Below are 15023 nucleotides of genomic sequence, written 5' to 3'. Positions count from 1 at the left end.
ACCAAGAGAACACCACCCCAAGGGAACTTTGCCAACAAATAACCACCTGAATCCGGTACGCTCACCTTTTTATTCAAGGAGTTACTCCCATGGCCAAAGCCACCGCCCGTCACATCCTGGTTGCCACTGAAGCCAAGTGCAACGAACTCAAGGCCCAAATCGAAGGCGGCGCCGATTTCGCAGAAATCGCCAAAGCCAACTCCACCTGCCCGTCCAGCCGCCAAGGCGGCGACCTGGGTTCGTTCGGTCCAGGCCAGATGGTCAAGGAATTCGACACCGTCGTGTTCAGCGCCCCGGTCAACACCGTGCAAGGCCCGGTGAAAACCCAGTTCGGTTATCACCTGCTGGAAGTGACCAGCCGTCAGGACTGATCCCGTCCGCGCTGATGCTTGAAACAACGGCCCGCCTTTTTGGTGGGCCGTTGTGCATGGGATGACTGGCGATGCCCTGGCCGTTAGCGTACAAATCCCTATTCTTCTTCACCCGGCGCTCAAGGCTGATAATGCGACTGGCTTTTTCGACTCTGTTTGGCTCCGCCCTGGCCCTGCTGCTGGCCAGCACGGCCGTGATCGCGGCCCCGCAAACCTACCTGACGGTGTACGGCGAACCGGCCAAGTACGCTGCCGGCTTCACCCATTTCGACTACGCCAACCCCAACGCACCCAAGGGCGGCAGCCTGCGGCGTTCGGCGATCGAGATCGGGCGTTTCGACCATGTGCTGCCCTATATCGACAAAGGTATCGGCGTGTCCCAGGTCGACGGCTGGCTGTATTCGCCCCTGGCCCTGCGCTCCCTCGACGAGCCCTACACGGTCTATGGCCTGGTGGCCGAAAAGATGGAACGGGCCGACGACGGCCTGTCGTTGCGTTTCTACCTCAACCCCAAGGCGCGCTTTGCCGATGGCAAGCCGATCACCGCCGAAGACGTGCGCTACAGCTTCGATTTGCTGATGACCCAGGGCAGCCTGCGCTTTCGCACCCTGTTCGCAGACGTGAAACATGTCGAAGTCGAAGGCGAGCGCCAGGTGCGTTTCGATTTTTCCAGCAATGAAAACCGCACCCTGCCCCTGGATATCGCCACCCTGCCGGTGTTCCCCGAGCACTGGTGGAAGACCCGCGACTTCGCCAATGGCGGCGGCTACGAAGCGCCACTGGGCAGCGGCCCGTACAAGGTCGGCAAGATCGACTCGGGCAGCACCATTACCTTTACCCGTAACCCAGACTGGTGGGGCAAGGACCTGCCCGTCAGCCGCGGCCTGTACAACTTCGATCACCTGAGCCTGGAATACTTCGGCGACACCGAAGTGGCGCGCCAGGTATTGCGCGGCGGCGCCTATGACTTCAACCGCGAATTCTCCGCCACCGGTTACTCCATCGGCTACAACGGCCCGGCCCTGGATGACGGGCGCCTGCAACGTGCACACCTGGCCAAGGAAATGCCGCAACCGGCCCAGGGCTATGTGTTCAACGTGCAGAAACCGATGTTCAAGGACCGCCGCGTGCGCCAGGCCCTGGCGATGCTCTGGGATTTCGAATGGGCCAACCGGCAGATGATGCGCAACCTGTACATCCGCCAGCAGAGCTACTTTTCCAATAGCCCGCTGGCCGCCAGCCAGTTGCCCACCCAGGAAGAACTGAAAATCCTCGAACCGCTGCGCGGCCAGGTGCCCGACGAAGTGTTCACCCAGGTGTTCAAGGCGCCGGTCACCGACGGCAGCGGCATGATCCGCGACAAGCAATTGCAAGCCCTGGCCCTGTTGGAAGAGGCCGGCTGGAAGCCCGAAGGCGACAAATTGGTCAACGCCGAAGGCGAGCCGCTGGAGTTCACCTTCCTCAATGCCCAGGCCGGCCTGGAACGCCTGTTGCTGCCCTACAAGCGCAACCTGGCGCAGATCGGCATCACCCTGAATATCCGCCGCATCGACTCCTCGCAGTACGTCAACCGCCTGATGACCCGCGACTACGACATGATCGTCACCGGTTTCCCGGTCACCACCTCGCCGGGGATGGAGCTGTACAACTACTTCGGCTCCAGCGCTGCGTTCGACCCGGGCGCGAACAACTACATGGTGCTCAAGGACCCGGCCGTCGACACGCTGATCAAGGGCCTGGTCAAGGCCGACACCCAGGCGCAGATGCTCACGTATGCCCACGCCCTGGACCGCGTGCTGCAATGGAATTACCTGTGGATTCCCAACTACTACCCGCCCGGCACCTCTGCCGCGTGGTGGAACCGCTTCGGGCGCCCGGCCATCGAGGCCAAGAACGACGAGGCCTTGGAAACCTGGTGGGAAATCAGCCCCACGCCACTGACGAATGAACAGATGAATGCCGAGCTGAAAAAACGCGGGGGGACGCGCTGATGTTTGCCTATATCGTGCGGCGCCTGCTGCTGATCATCCCAACCCTGGTGATCATCCTGTTGGTGAATTTCGTGATCGTACAGGCGGCGCCCGGTGGCCCGGTGGAACAGGCCATTGCCCACCTGCAAGGCATCGGCGGCGGTGCCGTCGGGGGTTCCTCCGGCGAAGGCCTCAGCAGCGGCTCGCGGGCCAGCCGTGGCCTGGACCCGAAACTGATCAAGGACATCGAGAAACAGTACGGCTTCGACAAGCCAGCCCCGGAACGCCTGTGGTTGATGCTCAAGAGCTACGCCCAGCTGGATTTCGGCAACAGCTTCTTCCGGGGTTCAACGGTGATCGACCTGATCCTGGAAAAGATGCCGGTGACCATCTCCCTCGGCCTATGGGCCACGCTGATCACCTACCTGGTGTCGATCCCCCTGGGCATTCGCAAGGCGGTGCGCCATGGCAGCAACTTCGATGTGTGGAGCAGCACCGCCATCGTCATCGGCTATGCCATGCCGGCGTTCCTGTTTGCCATGTTCCTGATCGTGGTCTTCGCCGGCGGCACGTCGCTGAACTGGTTCCCGGTACGGGGCCTGGTCTCGGAAAACTTCGACGAGCTGAGCACCGTGGGCAAGATCGCCGACTACTTCTGGCACCTGGTATTGCCGGTCACGTCACTGGTGATCGGCGGGTTTGCCACCTTGACCATCCTGACCAAGAACTCGTTTCTCAATGAAATCACACGCCAGTACGTGGTCACCGCCCGTGCCAAGGGCCTGAGCGAACGCCGCGTGCTGTACGGCCATGTGTTTCGCAATGCGATGCTGCTGGTGATCTCCGGGATTCCCCAGGCGTTTATCAGCGTGTTCTTTGCCGGCTCGCTGCTGATCGAGGTGATCTTTTCCCTCGACGGGCTCGGGCGCATGAGCTACGAAGCCGCCGTGTCCCGCGACTATCCGGTGGTGTTCGGTTCGCTGTTCATCTTCACCCTGTTCGGTCTCTTGATAAAACTGATCGGCGACCTCTGCTACACCCTGGTGGACCCGCGTATCGACTTCGCCGCGAGGAACGCCTGATGCTCAACCTGTCTCCCGTGGCCCGTCGACGCTTCGAGCGGTTCAAACAGAACCGGCGCGGCTGGTGGTCGCTGTGGCTGTTCATCGGCCTGTTTATCCTGACCCTGGGCGGCGAGTTGATCGCCAACGACAAGCCCCTGGTGCTCAGCTACAAAAACGAGCTGTATTTCCCGGTGTTCAAACGCTACACCGAGCAGCAGTTCGGTGGCCAACTGCCGTTCCAGGCCGACTACCGCAGCGACTACGTACAGAAGCTGATCAAGCAGGACGGCGGCTGGATGCTGTTCCCACCGATCCCGTTCAGCGACGACACGCCCAACTACGAGCTGACCCGCCCTGCCCCGAGCCCGCCCTCGGCGGTGAACTGGCTGGGCACCGACGATCAATCGCGCGATGTGCTGGCTCGGGTGATCTTTGGCGCACGGGTGTCGATCCTGTTTGCCCTGGCGCTCACGGCGATCAGCGCGAGCATCGGCATCGCCGCCGGCGCCTTGCAGGGTTACTACGGCGGCTGGGTCGACTTGCTTGGCCAGCGCATCCTCGAAGTCTGGTCCGGGCTGCCGGTGCTGTACCTGCTGATCATCCTGTCGGGCTTTGTCGAACCGAATTTCTGGTGGCTGCTGGGGATCATGGCGCTGTTTTCCTGGCTGGCCCTGGTGGACGTGGTGCGCGCCGAGTTCCTGCGCGGGCGCAACCTGGAGTACGTCAAGGCCGCACGGGCATTGGGCCTGGGCGACGGCAAGATCATCCGCCGGCATATCCTGCCCAACGCGATGACCGCCACCCTGAGCTACCTGCCGTTTATCTTGACCGGGGCGATCTCCACCTTGAGCGCCCTGGACTTCCTCGGCTTCGGCATGCCGGCCGGCAGCGCGTCGCTGGGTGAGTTGATCGCCCAGGGCAAGCAGAACCTGCAAGCGCCGTGGCTCGGCTTGACGGCGTTTTTCACCTTGGCGCTGATCCTGTCGCTGCTGGTCTTTATCGGCGAGGCATTACGTGATGCCTTCGACCCCCGTTCATGAGTGACTGCAGATGAACCTGATCGAAATTCGTGACCTGTGCGTCGCCTTCAGTGGCCAGACCGTGGTGCACAACCTGAGCCTGGACGTGCGCCCCGGCGAGTGCCTGGCGCTGGTGGGCGAGTCGGGCTCGGGCAAGTCGGTGACCGCTCACTCGATCCTGCAACTGTTGCCCGAGGCCGGTACGCAAACCACCGGGTCGGTGAAATATCGCGGCCAGGAACTGATCGGCGCGCCGGCGACCACCCTGCAAAAGCTGCGCGGCAATCGCATCGCGATGATCTTCCAGGAGCCGATGACCTCGCTCAATCCACTGCACAGCATCGAAAAGCAGATCGGCGAAACCCTGCTGCTGCACAAGGGCCTGGGCGGCAAGGCGGCGCAGGCGCGCATCCTGGAACTGTTGGGCCTGGTGGGCATCCAGAAACCCCAGGAACGCCTCAAGGCGTATCCGCACCAACTGTCCGGCGGCCAGCGCCAACGGGTGATGATCGCCATGGCCCTGGCCTGCGAGCCACAACTGCTGATTGCCGACGAACCCACCACCGCGCTGGACGTCACCGTGCAGCGCAAGATCCTGCTGCTGCTCAAGTCCCTGCAACAACGCCTGGGCATGTCGATGCTGCTGATCAGCCACGACCTCAACCTGGTGCGCAGCATCGCCCAGCGGGTGTGCGTGATGCATGCCGGCGAGATTGTCGAGCAGGCCGCCTGCGAGACCTTGTTCACCGCGCCGCAGCATCCCTACAGCCGCCTGCTGCTGGATGCGGAGCCGGCGGGCGACGTGTTGTGCGGCGAGGAGCGCGAGACCGTGTTGCAGGTGGACGACCTGACCGTGCAATTTCCTCTCGGCGGTGGGTTGTTCCAGCGCAAGACCTACCTGCGCGCCGTGGACGGCATCAGCCTCAGCGTGCAGCGCGGCAAGACCCTGGGCATCGTCGGTGAGTCGGGCTCGGGTAAATCCACCCTGGGCCAGGCGATCCTGCGCCTGCTCGACTCCACCGGCAGCATCCGCTTCCAGGGTAAAGCCCTCGACCCGCTCAACCACCACCAGATGCGCCCGTGGCGCAAGCAGATGCAGGTGGTGTTCCAGGACCCCTACGGCAGCCTCAGCCCGCGCATGTCGGTGCAGCAGATCATCAGCGAAGGCCTGGAAGTGCATGCACCGTGCAGCCTGGCCGACCGCGAAGCGCAGGTGATCCAGGTGCTCAAGGAGGTCGGCCTCGACCCCGCCAGCCGGCATCGCTACCCACACGAGTTTTCCGGCGGCCAGCGCCAACGTATCGCCATCGCCCGCGCGCTGGTGCTCAAGCCGGCGCTGATACTGCTCGACGAACCCACCTCGGCCCTGGACCGCACGGTGCAGAAGCAAGTGGTGGCATTGCTGCGCGAGTTGCAGGAAAAATACGGCCTGACCTACCTGTTTATCAGCCATGACCTGGCGGTGGTGCGCGCCATGGCCCATGACATGATCGTGATCAAGGATGGCAAGGTGGTGGAGCGCGGGCCGAGCCATGCGGTATTTGAATCGCCACAACATCCCTATACCAAGGAACTGCTGGCCGCCGCGCACATCCCCTTGTAGGAGCGAGCTTGCTCGCGAAGAATCCAAGTACGCCACGTTCTTCCAGATGTACCGCGTTATCGTTGACGACCTTCGCGAGCAAGGACTAGCCGTCCGCCTCGCTCCTACAGGATTCTGCCGGCATGAACATCACCGAAAACCTCAAGGATTACGAACAGGTTCGCGGCCTGGCGATCCAGTCGCTGTTCGAGATCATCGAGCAGTCCAGCGAAGGCACGGTGATTGTCGATCGCGACGCGAATATCGTGTGGATGAACGAGCGCTACGCCAAGCGCTTCGGCCTCAAAAGCGCCGACGAAGCCATCGGCCAGCCTTGCGAACGGGTGATCTCCAACAGCCTGTTGCGCCAGGTGGTGCGCAACGACCAACCGATTCTGCTGGATATCCAGGACACGCCCAAAGGCCCGCTGGTGGTGATGCGCCTGCCGATCCACAACAATGCCGGCACGGTGATTGGCGCGATTGGCTTTGCGCTGTTCGATGAGCTGCGCAACCTGTCGCCGCTGATCGAGCGTTACCTGAGCATGCAGGCGGAACTGGCCTCCACCCGCTCGCTGCTGCGTTCGCGGCAGAGCAAGTACAACTTTGCACACTTTATCGGCACCAGCGCCGCCAGCCTCGACGTCAAACGCCGGGCGCGGCGCAGTGCGAGTGCCGAGTCGCCGGTGTTGCTGCTCGGCGAAACCGGCACCGGCAAAGAGCTGCTGGCCCAGGCGATCCACGGCGCATCCAAGCGTGCGCACAAGGCGTTTGTCAGCATCAACAGCGCGGCCGTCCCCCACGACCTGCTGGAAGCCGAGTTCTTCGGCACCGCCCCCGGCGCGTTTACCGGTGCCGACCGCAAGGGCCGGCCCGGCAAATTCCAGATCGCCCAGGGCGGCACGCTGTTCCTCGATGAAATTGGTGACATGCCCCTGCCCCTGCAAAGCAAGCTGCTGCGGGTGTTGCAGGAAAAAGAATTCGAACCGGTGGGCTCCAACGAGATGCTGCACAGTGATGTACGGGTCATCGCCGCCACCTCCATGGACCTGGAGGCGGCGATCAAGCGCGGTGAGTTTCGCGCGGATTTGTACTACCGCCTGAATGTGCTGCCCATTCAGGTGCCGCCATTGCGTGAGCGCCTGGAGGATATTCCCGCGCTGAGCGAAGCGATCCTCGAAGAACTGCACAGCCAGCATGAACTGGACCGTGAAGCCCTCGTGTTGTTGGCGCAGCATGCGTGGCCGGGGAATATCCGTGAACTGCGCAATGTGCTGGAGCGGGCAGCCTTGTTGAGCGATGACCAGGTATTGAATGCCGCCGAGATTCGCGCGGCGATCGGCACGTTCAGCCCGGTAGCCCGCAACGAAGTGAAAACGGTCGAAGGCGAGACGTTCGCGGCGGCGCGAGCGCGGTTCGATCGGCAGCTGATTGCGGCGACGCTCGAGGCCTGTGAAGGGAATGTGGTGGAGGCGGCCAAGCGATTGGGGCTCGGGCGGTCGACGTTGTACAAGAAGATGGTCGCACTGGGCATCGCCTAGTCTCAAAGTAGAGACTTTATTCTCCAGACAAAGACAATCCCTGTGGGAGGGGGCTTGCCCCCGATAGCGCCGGATCAGTTAACAAATAAGTGACTGACACTCCCTCATCGGGGGCAAGCCCTAATGTCGTTCAGTTAAGCGTACATCGCCTTCTGTAGGAGCGAGCTTGCTCGCGAAAAACGTCAACGATAACGCGTGTTTCCTGAATGAACGCGGCGCCTGTAAGTTCTTCGCGAGCAAGCTCGCTCCTACAAAAAAGCCTTAACTGAACGGCATTAGGGCAAGCCCCCTCCCACATTTGAGCTATGTTTGTCTCCAAATTGAGACAGAATCTGGGGCCCCGCCCGAAAAATTAAAAAATGCCCATATATTTCAACAAGTTAAATAATTGGCATACATCTCGCTATAGCCCTCCCCACAGCTTTACCCACAACAATAACAATCCGATGGAGACACACCATGAGTGTGATCATTGCCCTGGCAGCCCTCGCGCTGCTGATGCTGGCTGCCTACCGTGGCTATAGCGTTATCCTGTTTGCCCCCATCGCCGCCCTCGGCGCTGTCCTGCTCACCGACCCGTCCGCTGTCGCCCCTGCGTTTACCGGGGTGTTCATGGAAAAAATGGTTGGCTTTATCAAACTGTACTTCCCGGTATTCCTGCTCGGTGCGGTGTTCGGCAAGCTGATCGAGCTGTCGGGCTTCTCGCGCTCGATCGTGGCCGCGGCGATCCGCTTGCTCGGTACGCGCCAGGCGATGCTGGTGATCGTGCTGGTCTGCGCCCTGCTCACCTACGGCGGCGTGTCGCTGTTTGTGGTGGTGTTTGCGGTGTACCCGTTCGCGGCAGAGATGTTCCGCCAGAGCAATATCCCCAAGCGCTTGATCCCGGCGACCATCGCCCTCGGTGCGTTCTCATTCACCATGGACGCCCTGCCCGGCACGCCGCAGATCCAGAACATCATCCCCAGCACCTTCTTCAACACCACCGCCTGGGCGGCCCCCTGGCTGGGGCTGATCGGTACGATCTTCGTGTTCTGCGCCGGCATGCTCTACCTCGCCCGCCAACGCAACAAAGCGCAACGGGCCGGCGAAGGCTACGGCACCGAGCTGCGCAACGAGCCGGAAACCGCCGAGAACCTGACCCTGCCCAACCCATGGATCGCGCTGTCGCCGCTGATCCTGGTGGGGGTGATGAACCTGCTGTTCACCCATTGGATTCCACTGTGGTACGGCAAGACCCACAGCCTCAGCCTGCCGGGCATGAGTACGCCAGTGACGACCGAAATCGCCAAGCTCACCGCGATCTGGGCGGTGCAGGCGGCATTGCTGGTGGGCATCGTGATCGTACTGGTGTTTGGCTGGTCGGCGATCAAAAGCAAGCTGGCCGAAGGCAGTAAAAGCGCGGTCAGCGGTGCGCTGCTGGCGGCGATGAACACCGCCTCGGAATACGGCTTTGGCGCGGTGATCGCCTCGCTGCCGGGCTTTCTGGTGCTGGCGGACTGGCTCAAGGGCATCCCCAACCCGCTGGTCAACGAAGCGATTACCGTGACCCTGCTGGCGGGGATCACCGGCTCCGCGTCCGGCGGCATGAGCATCGCCCTGGCGGCCATGTCCGAGAGCTTTATTTCAGCGGCCCATGCGGCCAATATCCCCCTTGAAGTGCTGCACCGGGTCGCGGCCATGGCCAGCGGCGGCATGGACACCCTGCCCCACAACGGCGCGGTGATCACGCTGCTGGCGGTCACCGGGCTGACCCACCGCGAAGCCTACAAGGACATTTTCGGCATCACGATTATCAAGACCCTCGCGGTGTTCGTGGTGATCGGTACTTTCTATGCCACCGGCATTGTGTGAGGTTTTCATGACGACATTGAACGGCAAGACCGCCCTGGTCACCGGCTCCACCAGCGGTATCGGCCTGGGCATCGCCTTGAGCCTGGCCAAGGCCGGCGCCAACCTGATCCTCAACGGCTTTGGCGACGCCAGCGCGGTGATCGCCCAGGTGCAGGCGTTCGGCGGCAAGGTCGGGCATCACCCCGCCGACGTCAGCGACCCGGCGCAGATCGCCGACATGATCGCCTATGCCGAGCGCGAATTCGGCGGCGTGGATATTCTGGTGAACAACGCCGGCATCCAGCATGTGGCGGCGGTGGAAGACTTCCCGGTGGAACGCTGGGACGCGATCATTGCGATCAACCTGTCTTCGGTATTCCACAGCACGCGCTTGAGCCTGCCGGGCATGAAGGCCAAGGGCTGGGGGCGTATCGTCAATATCGCCTCGGTGCACGGCCTGGTCGGTTCGGTGGGCAAGGCCGCGTATGTGGCGGCCAAGCATGGCGTGATCGGCCTGACCAAGGTGGTGGGCCTGGAGACCGCGACCGGTAACGTGACCTGCAACGCAATCTGCCCAGGCTGGGTGCTGACCCCGCTGGTGCAGAAGCAGATCGATGACCGCGCGGCCAGTGGCGTCGATCCGCAACAGGCGCAGCATGATTTGCTGGCCGAGAAGCAGCCGTCGCTGGAGTTCGTGACACCGCCGCAGTTGGGCGAACTGGTGCTGTTTTTGTGCAGTGAGGCCGGCGCCCAGGTGCGGGGCGCGGCGTGGAATATCGATGGTGGTTGGCTGGCTCAATAAAACCTGACACTGGAGATCTAAACTGTGGGAGGCGCGGTGCGACGATTCGACTTGCCCCCGATGAGGGAGTGTCAGCGCATGCATTTGTGACTGACTCACCGCTATCGTGGGCAAGTCGAATCGTCGCACCGCCCCTCCCACATTGGAACTCTATCGTTTGGAAGACCTGTACAAGAACAAGAGACCTTGCTGATGTCCGAGATCCTCTGGCAACCCTCCCCCGAACGCATCCGTAACACCCGGATGGACCAGTTCCGGCGCTTTATCAATGATCGCCACGGCGTGCAGCTCAGCGACTACCCGGCCCTGCACCAGTGGAGCATCGACCAGCGCCCGGACTTCTGGCAGGCGATCGTGGCCTTTTTCGACGTGCAGTTTCGCAGCCCGCCCAGCGCGGCGCTGATCGAAGGCGCCGAGATGCCCAGCGCCCAGTGGTTCCCCGGCGCGACCCTGAACTTTGCCGAACACCTGCTGCGCCGTCGCGACGATCACCCCGCCGTGGTCGCCATCAGCGAAGACGGCCAGCGCGAACAACTGACCTACGCCGAACTGGCCGCCCACGTCGCCGGCCTGCAAAAAAGCCTGCGCGCGGCCGGCGTCGGGGTGGGCGACCGGGTGGCGGCATGCATGCCCAACACCTGGCAAACCCTGGTCGGCATGCTTGCCACCACCAGCCTGGGCGCGATCTGGTCGTGTTCATCGCCGGACTTCGGCACCCAAGGCGTGATCGACCGCTTCGGCCAGATCGAGCCCAAGGTGCTGATCACCTGCGCCGGTTACCGCTACGCCGGCAAGGACATCGACCAGAGCGCCAAACTCAACGAGATCCTCGCACGCCTGCCGTCCCTGCAGCAGTTGATCATCGTGCCGTATGCCCGGCCCCAGGCGCGGGTCGAGGACTATCGGACCGAGGCCCGCGTCGCGCTGTGGAGTGACTTCTACCAACCCGGCGGCGCACCTGAATTCGTCGCGGTGCCGTTCGACCATCCGCTGTACATCCTCTATTCCAGCGGCACCACCGGCGTGCCCAAGTGCATCATCCACGGCACCGGCGGCGTGCTGCTCACCCACCTCAAGGAGCACGGCCTGCATGCTGACCTGTCCGGCGAGGACTGCTTGTTTTACTACACCACCTGCGGCTGGATGATGTGGAACTGGCTGGTCTCGGTATTGGCCTTGGGTGCGACGGCGGTGCTGTATGACGGCTCGCCCTTCCACCCCGGCCCCGAGCGCTTGATTGACCTGATCGACGTAGAAAAAATCAGCGTGTTCGGCACCAGCCCCAAGTTCCTCGTCACCCTGGAAAAGGCCGGGTTGCAACCGCGCCTGAGCCATGACCTGGGCAGCCTCAAAGGGCTGATTTCCACCGGCTCGCCGCTGTCGCCCCAGAGCTACGACTATGTGTACCGCGAGATCAAGGCAGAGCTGTGCCTGTCGTCGATGTCTGGCGGCACCGATATCGTCTCCTGCTTTGTGATCGGCAACCCGGTACTGCCTGTGCGCCGTGGCGAAATGCAATGCAAGAGCCTGGCGATGGCGATCGAAGTGTGGGACGACCAGGGCCGGCCGTTAATCGGTGAAAAAGGCGAACTGGTGTGTACCCGGCACTTCCCGGCCATGCCCATCGGCCTGTGGAATGACCCGCAGCAGCAAAAACTGCGCGCCTCGTATTTCAGCCAGTTCCCGGGCGTCTGGGCCCAGGGCGACTATGCCGAGCAACGCCCCAATGGCAGCCTGCTGATCCATGGACGCTCCGACGCAGTGCTCAACCCCGGCGGCGTGCGCATCGGCACCGCCGAGATTTATCGCCAGGTGGAAAAAGTCCCGCAGGTGCTGGAGAGCCTGGCCATCGGGCAACGCTGGCAGGACGACGTGCGCGTGGTGCTGTTCGTGCGCCTCAACGATGGCGTTGAACTGGATGCGGCCCTGGAGCAGCAAATCCGCCAGGTGATCCGCGCCAACACCACGCCACGCCATGTGCCGGCGAAGATCCTCGCCGTCACCGATATCCCCCGCACCATCAGCGGCAAGATCGTGGAATTGGCGGTACGTAACGTGGTGCATGGCGAGCCGGTGAAAAACACCGACGCCCTGGCCAACCCCCAGGCCCTGGCGCAATTTCGCGACCGTCCTGAGCTGGCTTGAGGTGGAACGGTTTCAGCCCTGAGACACTCATTTGAAGACAACGCCCAAATGCATGCTACTTTTCGAGGGGTAGCCAGCCGTTCCCGACTCACGGGATAATCTGTTCTTTGTCATTTTCAAAGCGTTACGCTCAGGGCATTGTCATGAAGGGAACATCCACCGACAGCGAAGCCGCTGCATTGATTGCGCGGCTGGACTGGGCGCGCAGCCCTCTCGGTGAGGCCAATGATTGGCCGCAGAGCTTGCGTACCGCCGTGGATATCGTCGTCAACTCGCCGATGCCGATGCTCCTGCTGTGGGGCGACCAACTTATCCAGCTCTACAATGATGGCTTCGCGCGCCTGGCGGGCAACAAACACCCCGGCGCCCTGGGCCAGCCGGCACACGCGACCTGGCCGGAGCTGCAAGACTTCACCGCACCGATCTATGACGCCGTGCTCGGCGGCCAGGTGCGCACGTTCACCGAGCAGCGTTTCGTACTGCAACGCGATCATCGCGACACTGAAATCTGGCTCGACCTGACCTACAGCCCGATCCGCGACGAAAGCGGCGCCGTGGCCGGCATCCTGGTCACCGCCATCGAGACCAACGAACGCCGCCGCAAGGCCCTCGAACTGCAACAGCGTTCCGAAGACAGCCTCAAGGCCCAGCACAACACTGAACAACGCCTGCAACTGGCGCTGGCCGCCACCGATGCAGTGGGCACCTGGGACTGGGACATCGGCGAAGACCGCTTTATCGCCGACGCGCACTTCGCCTTCCTGCATGGCGTCGACCCCAACGAAGCGAGCCTCCTGCCCATCAGCGATTACCTGCAAGGCGTGCACCCGGAAGACCGTGGCACGGTGGCGCGCAGCATCAAGCATTGCATCACCCATGGCACCGAATACGCCGAGGAATACCGCCTGCTGCAAGCCGATGGCCAGGTGCGCTGGGTATTCGCGCGCGGGCGCTGCTATAAGGACCCGCAGGGCCGCCCGGCACGCTTCCTCGGTGCCGCGCTGGACCTTACCGAACGCAAGCATACCGAACAGGCCTTGCGCCAAAGCCAGACCGAACTGCAACTGATCATCAACGCCATGCCGGTGCTGATCGGCTACGTTGACCATGAGCAACGCTTTCGCCTGAACAACAGTGCCTACCTCGACTGGTACGGCATGACGCCCCAGGAGCTGTACGGCAAGAGCATCCGCGAAGTGCTCGGCGATGAGGTGTATGCCGGGCGCGAGGACATGATCACCGCTGCGCTGGGGGGCAAGGCGTGCAGTTTCACCACCATTACCCCCCATCACGATGGCCGGCCGCGCCATGCGTTGATGAAGTACCTGCCGCGCTTCAGCAATGACGGCTCGGTCAATGGTTTCTACATCTTTGTGATCGATGAAACCGAACGCAAGCTCACCGAAGAAGCCCTGCGCAACCTCAATGAGAACCTCGAAGAACGCGTCGCCCAGCGCACACAGGCACTGGCCGAGGCCAACCAGCGCCTGCAAAACGAGATGTTCGAGCGTGAACGCGCCGAAGACGCCCTGCGCCACGCGCAGAAAATGGAAGCGGTGGGCCAGCTCACCGGCGGCATTGCCCATGACTTCAACAATATGCTCACCGGCATTATCGGCAGCCTGGACCTGATGCAACGCTATATCGCCGCCGGGCGCAGCGACGATATCGGCCGCTTTGCCGACGCCGCCGTAGCCTCGGCCCATCGTGCCGCCGCCCTCACCCACCGCTTGCTGGCGTTCTCGCGGCGCCAGTCGCTGGACCGGCGCCCGACCGACCCCAATCAACTGGTAGCCTCCCTGGAGGACCTGTTCCGCCGCACCAAGGGCGCGCATATCACCCTGAACGTGCAGCTGGGCCGCGATATCTGGCCGGTGAACACCGATGCCAGCCAGCTGGAAAACGCCCTGCTCAACCTGGTGATCAATGCCCGCGACGCCATGCCCGACGGCGGCGAGCTGCTGATCGAAACCGCCAACAGCTACCTGGACGGCACCGACATCACCACCCTCGAACCGGTCAAGGCCGGTGACTACGTGATGCTCGGCGTGAGCGACAACGGCTCCGGGATGGCGCCGAAGATCCTTGCCAAGGCGTTCGATCCATTCTTCACCACCAAGCCGATCGGCCAGGGCACCGGCCTGGGCCTGTCGATGATCTATGGCTTTGCCCAGCAGTCCGGCGGCCATGTGACCATTCAAAGCGAACCGGGCCAGGGCACCTGCGTGCGCCTGTACCTGCCGCGGCTGCACGGCACCGCCCTGGAAAGCAGCCTGCCGCCGCACTCGAGCGAAGCGCCAGTGGCCCTGGCCGGTGAAGCGGTCGTGGTCGTCGAGGACGACCCCGCCGTGCGCATGCTGGTGGTCAATGTGCTCGACGAGCTGGGCTACACCGCCCACCAGGCGGCGGACGCCCGTGCTGCGCTGCCGCTGCTGGAGTCGGACCTGCGTGTGGACCTGCTGGTGACCGACGTTGGCCTGCCCGGCATGAACGGCCGGCAACTGGCGGAAATCGCCCGCCAGCATCGCCCGGGCCTGCGCGTGCTGTTCATGACCGGTTACGCCGAGAAAGCCGCCGAACGCCAGGGGTTCCTGGAGGACGGCATGGACATGGTGGCCAAACCGTTTTCCATCGACCTGTTGGCGACCAAGATCCGCAGCATGATCAGCGTGGTCGAATGAGTTCAGGCATAATCGCGC

Annotated in this window: 10 protein-coding genes; all 10 read left to right on the top strand. The window is 62.8% G+C overall.

Going from position 1 to position 15023, the window contains the following annotated elements; genetic code table 11:
• The first annotated feature begins 89 nt into the window (after positions 1–89).
• The 10 genes from AB7933_RS15270 to AB7933_RS15225 all read left to right on the top strand — a co-directional run bounded on the left by AB7933_RS15270 (position 90) and on the right by AB7933_RS15225 (position 15005).
• On the top strand, positions 90–371 hold the full coding sequence (locus AB7933_RS15270; RefSeq protein WP_024075096.1) for a peptidylprolyl isomerase: 282 nt from the start codon (positions 90–92) through the stop codon (positions 369–371).
• Between the two features lie 131 nt (positions 372–502).
• Positions 503–2362 (top strand): extracellular solute-binding protein, encoded by a 1860-nt coding sequence (locus tag AB7933_RS15265; RefSeq protein ID WP_024075095.1) that lies wholly within the window; start codon positions 503–505, stop codon positions 2360–2362.
• A complete protein-coding gene (locus tag AB7933_RS15260; protein WP_024075094.1) occupies positions 2362–3423 on the top strand; it encodes a microcin C ABC transporter permease YejB in 1062 nt (353 codons plus the stop codon). The genes AB7933_RS15265 and AB7933_RS15260 overlap by 1 nt, the downstream gene beginning before the upstream one ends.
• Positions 3423–4445 carry an ABC transporter permease gene (locus tag AB7933_RS15255; RefSeq protein WP_024075093.1) on the top strand — a complete coding sequence of 341 codons (1023 nt, stop codon included), beginning with the start codon at positions 3423–3425 and terminating at the stop codon, positions 4443–4445. The genes AB7933_RS15260 and AB7933_RS15255 overlap by 1 nt, the downstream gene beginning before the upstream one ends.
• Positions 4446–4455: 10 nt before the next feature.
• A complete protein-coding gene (locus AB7933_RS15250; protein ID WP_024075092.1) occupies positions 4456–6027 on the top strand; it encodes an ABC transporter ATP-binding protein in 1572 nt (523 codons plus the stop codon).
• 122 nt (positions 6028–6149) lie between these two features.
• The gene (locus AB7933_RS15245) at positions 6150–7547 is read left to right on the top strand and encodes a sigma-54 interaction domain-containing protein (RefSeq protein WP_024075091.1); all 1398 of its coding nucleotides are present in this window, start codon (positions 6150–6152) and stop codon (positions 7545–7547) included.
• Positions 7548–8006: 459 nt separating this feature from the next.
• Positions 8007–9398 (top strand): GntP family permease, encoded by a 1392-nt coding sequence (locus AB7933_RS15240; RefSeq protein WP_024075090.1) that lies wholly within the window; start codon positions 8007–8009, stop codon positions 9396–9398.
• A 7-nt stretch (positions 9399–9405) separates the two neighbouring features.
• Positions 9406–10179 carry a 3-hydroxybutyrate dehydrogenase gene (locus AB7933_RS15235; protein WP_024075089.1) on the top strand — a complete coding sequence of 258 codons (774 nt, stop codon included), beginning with the start codon at positions 9406–9408 and terminating at the stop codon, positions 10177–10179.
• Positions 10180–10371: 192 nt separating this feature from the next.
• Positions 10372–12324, top strand: a complete 1953-nt coding sequence (locus AB7933_RS15230) for an acetoacetate--CoA ligase (RefSeq protein ID WP_024075088.1) — start codon at positions 10372–10374, stop codon at positions 12322–12324.
• A 143-nt stretch (positions 12325–12467) separates the two neighbouring features.
• Entirely contained in the window at positions 12468–15005 is a 2538-nt protein-coding gene (locus tag AB7933_RS15225) for a PAS domain-containing hybrid sensor histidine kinase/response regulator (protein WP_024075087.1), read from the top strand.
• Positions 15006–15023 lie beyond the last annotated feature (18 nt).

This window comes from Pseudomonas gorinensis (assembly GCF_042015035.1).
GTDB lineage: Bacteria > Pseudomonadota > Gammaproteobacteria > Pseudomonadales > Pseudomonadaceae > Aquipseudomonas > Aquipseudomonas gorinensis.
This window is presented reverse-complemented; position numbering and strand designations above follow the sequence as displayed.

Bases quoted from the DNA above. Each gene is read 5' to 3' on its own strand.
- AB7933_RS15265 (WP_024075095.1), top strand. From the start codon at position 503: ATGCGACTGGCTTTTTCGACTCTGTTTGGCTCCGCCCTGGCCCTGCTG.
- AB7933_RS15225 (WP_024075087.1), top strand. From the start codon at position 12,468: ATGAAGGGAACATCCACCGACAGCGAAGCCGCTGCATTGATTGCGCGG.
- AB7933_RS15250 (WP_024075092.1), top strand. From the start codon at position 4,456: ATGAACCTGATCGAAATTCGTGACCTGTGCGTCGCCTTCAGTGGCCAG.
- AB7933_RS15255 (WP_024075093.1), top strand. From the start codon at position 3,423: ATGCTCAACCTGTCTCCCGTGGCCCGTCGACGCTTCGAGCGGTTCAAA.
- AB7933_RS15240 (WP_024075090.1), top strand. From the start codon at position 8,007: ATGAGTGTGATCATTGCCCTGGCAGCCCTCGCGCTGCTGATGCTGGCT.
- AB7933_RS15260 (WP_024075094.1), top strand. From the start codon at position 2,362: ATGTTTGCCTATATCGTGCGGCGCCTGCTGCTGATCATCCCAACCCTG.
- AB7933_RS15235 (WP_024075089.1), top strand. From the start codon at position 9,406: ATGACGACATTGAACGGCAAGACCGCCCTGGTCACCGGCTCCACCAGC.
- AB7933_RS15230 (WP_024075088.1), top strand. From the start codon at position 10,372: ATGTCCGAGATCCTCTGGCAACCCTCCCCCGAACGCATCCGTAACACC.
- AB7933_RS15245 (WP_024075091.1), top strand. From the start codon at position 6,150: ATGAACATCACCGAAAACCTCAAGGATTACGAACAGGTTCGCGGCCTG.
- AB7933_RS15270 (WP_024075096.1), top strand. From the start codon at position 90: ATGGCCAAAGCCACCGCCCGTCACATCCTGGTTGCCACTGAAGCCAAG.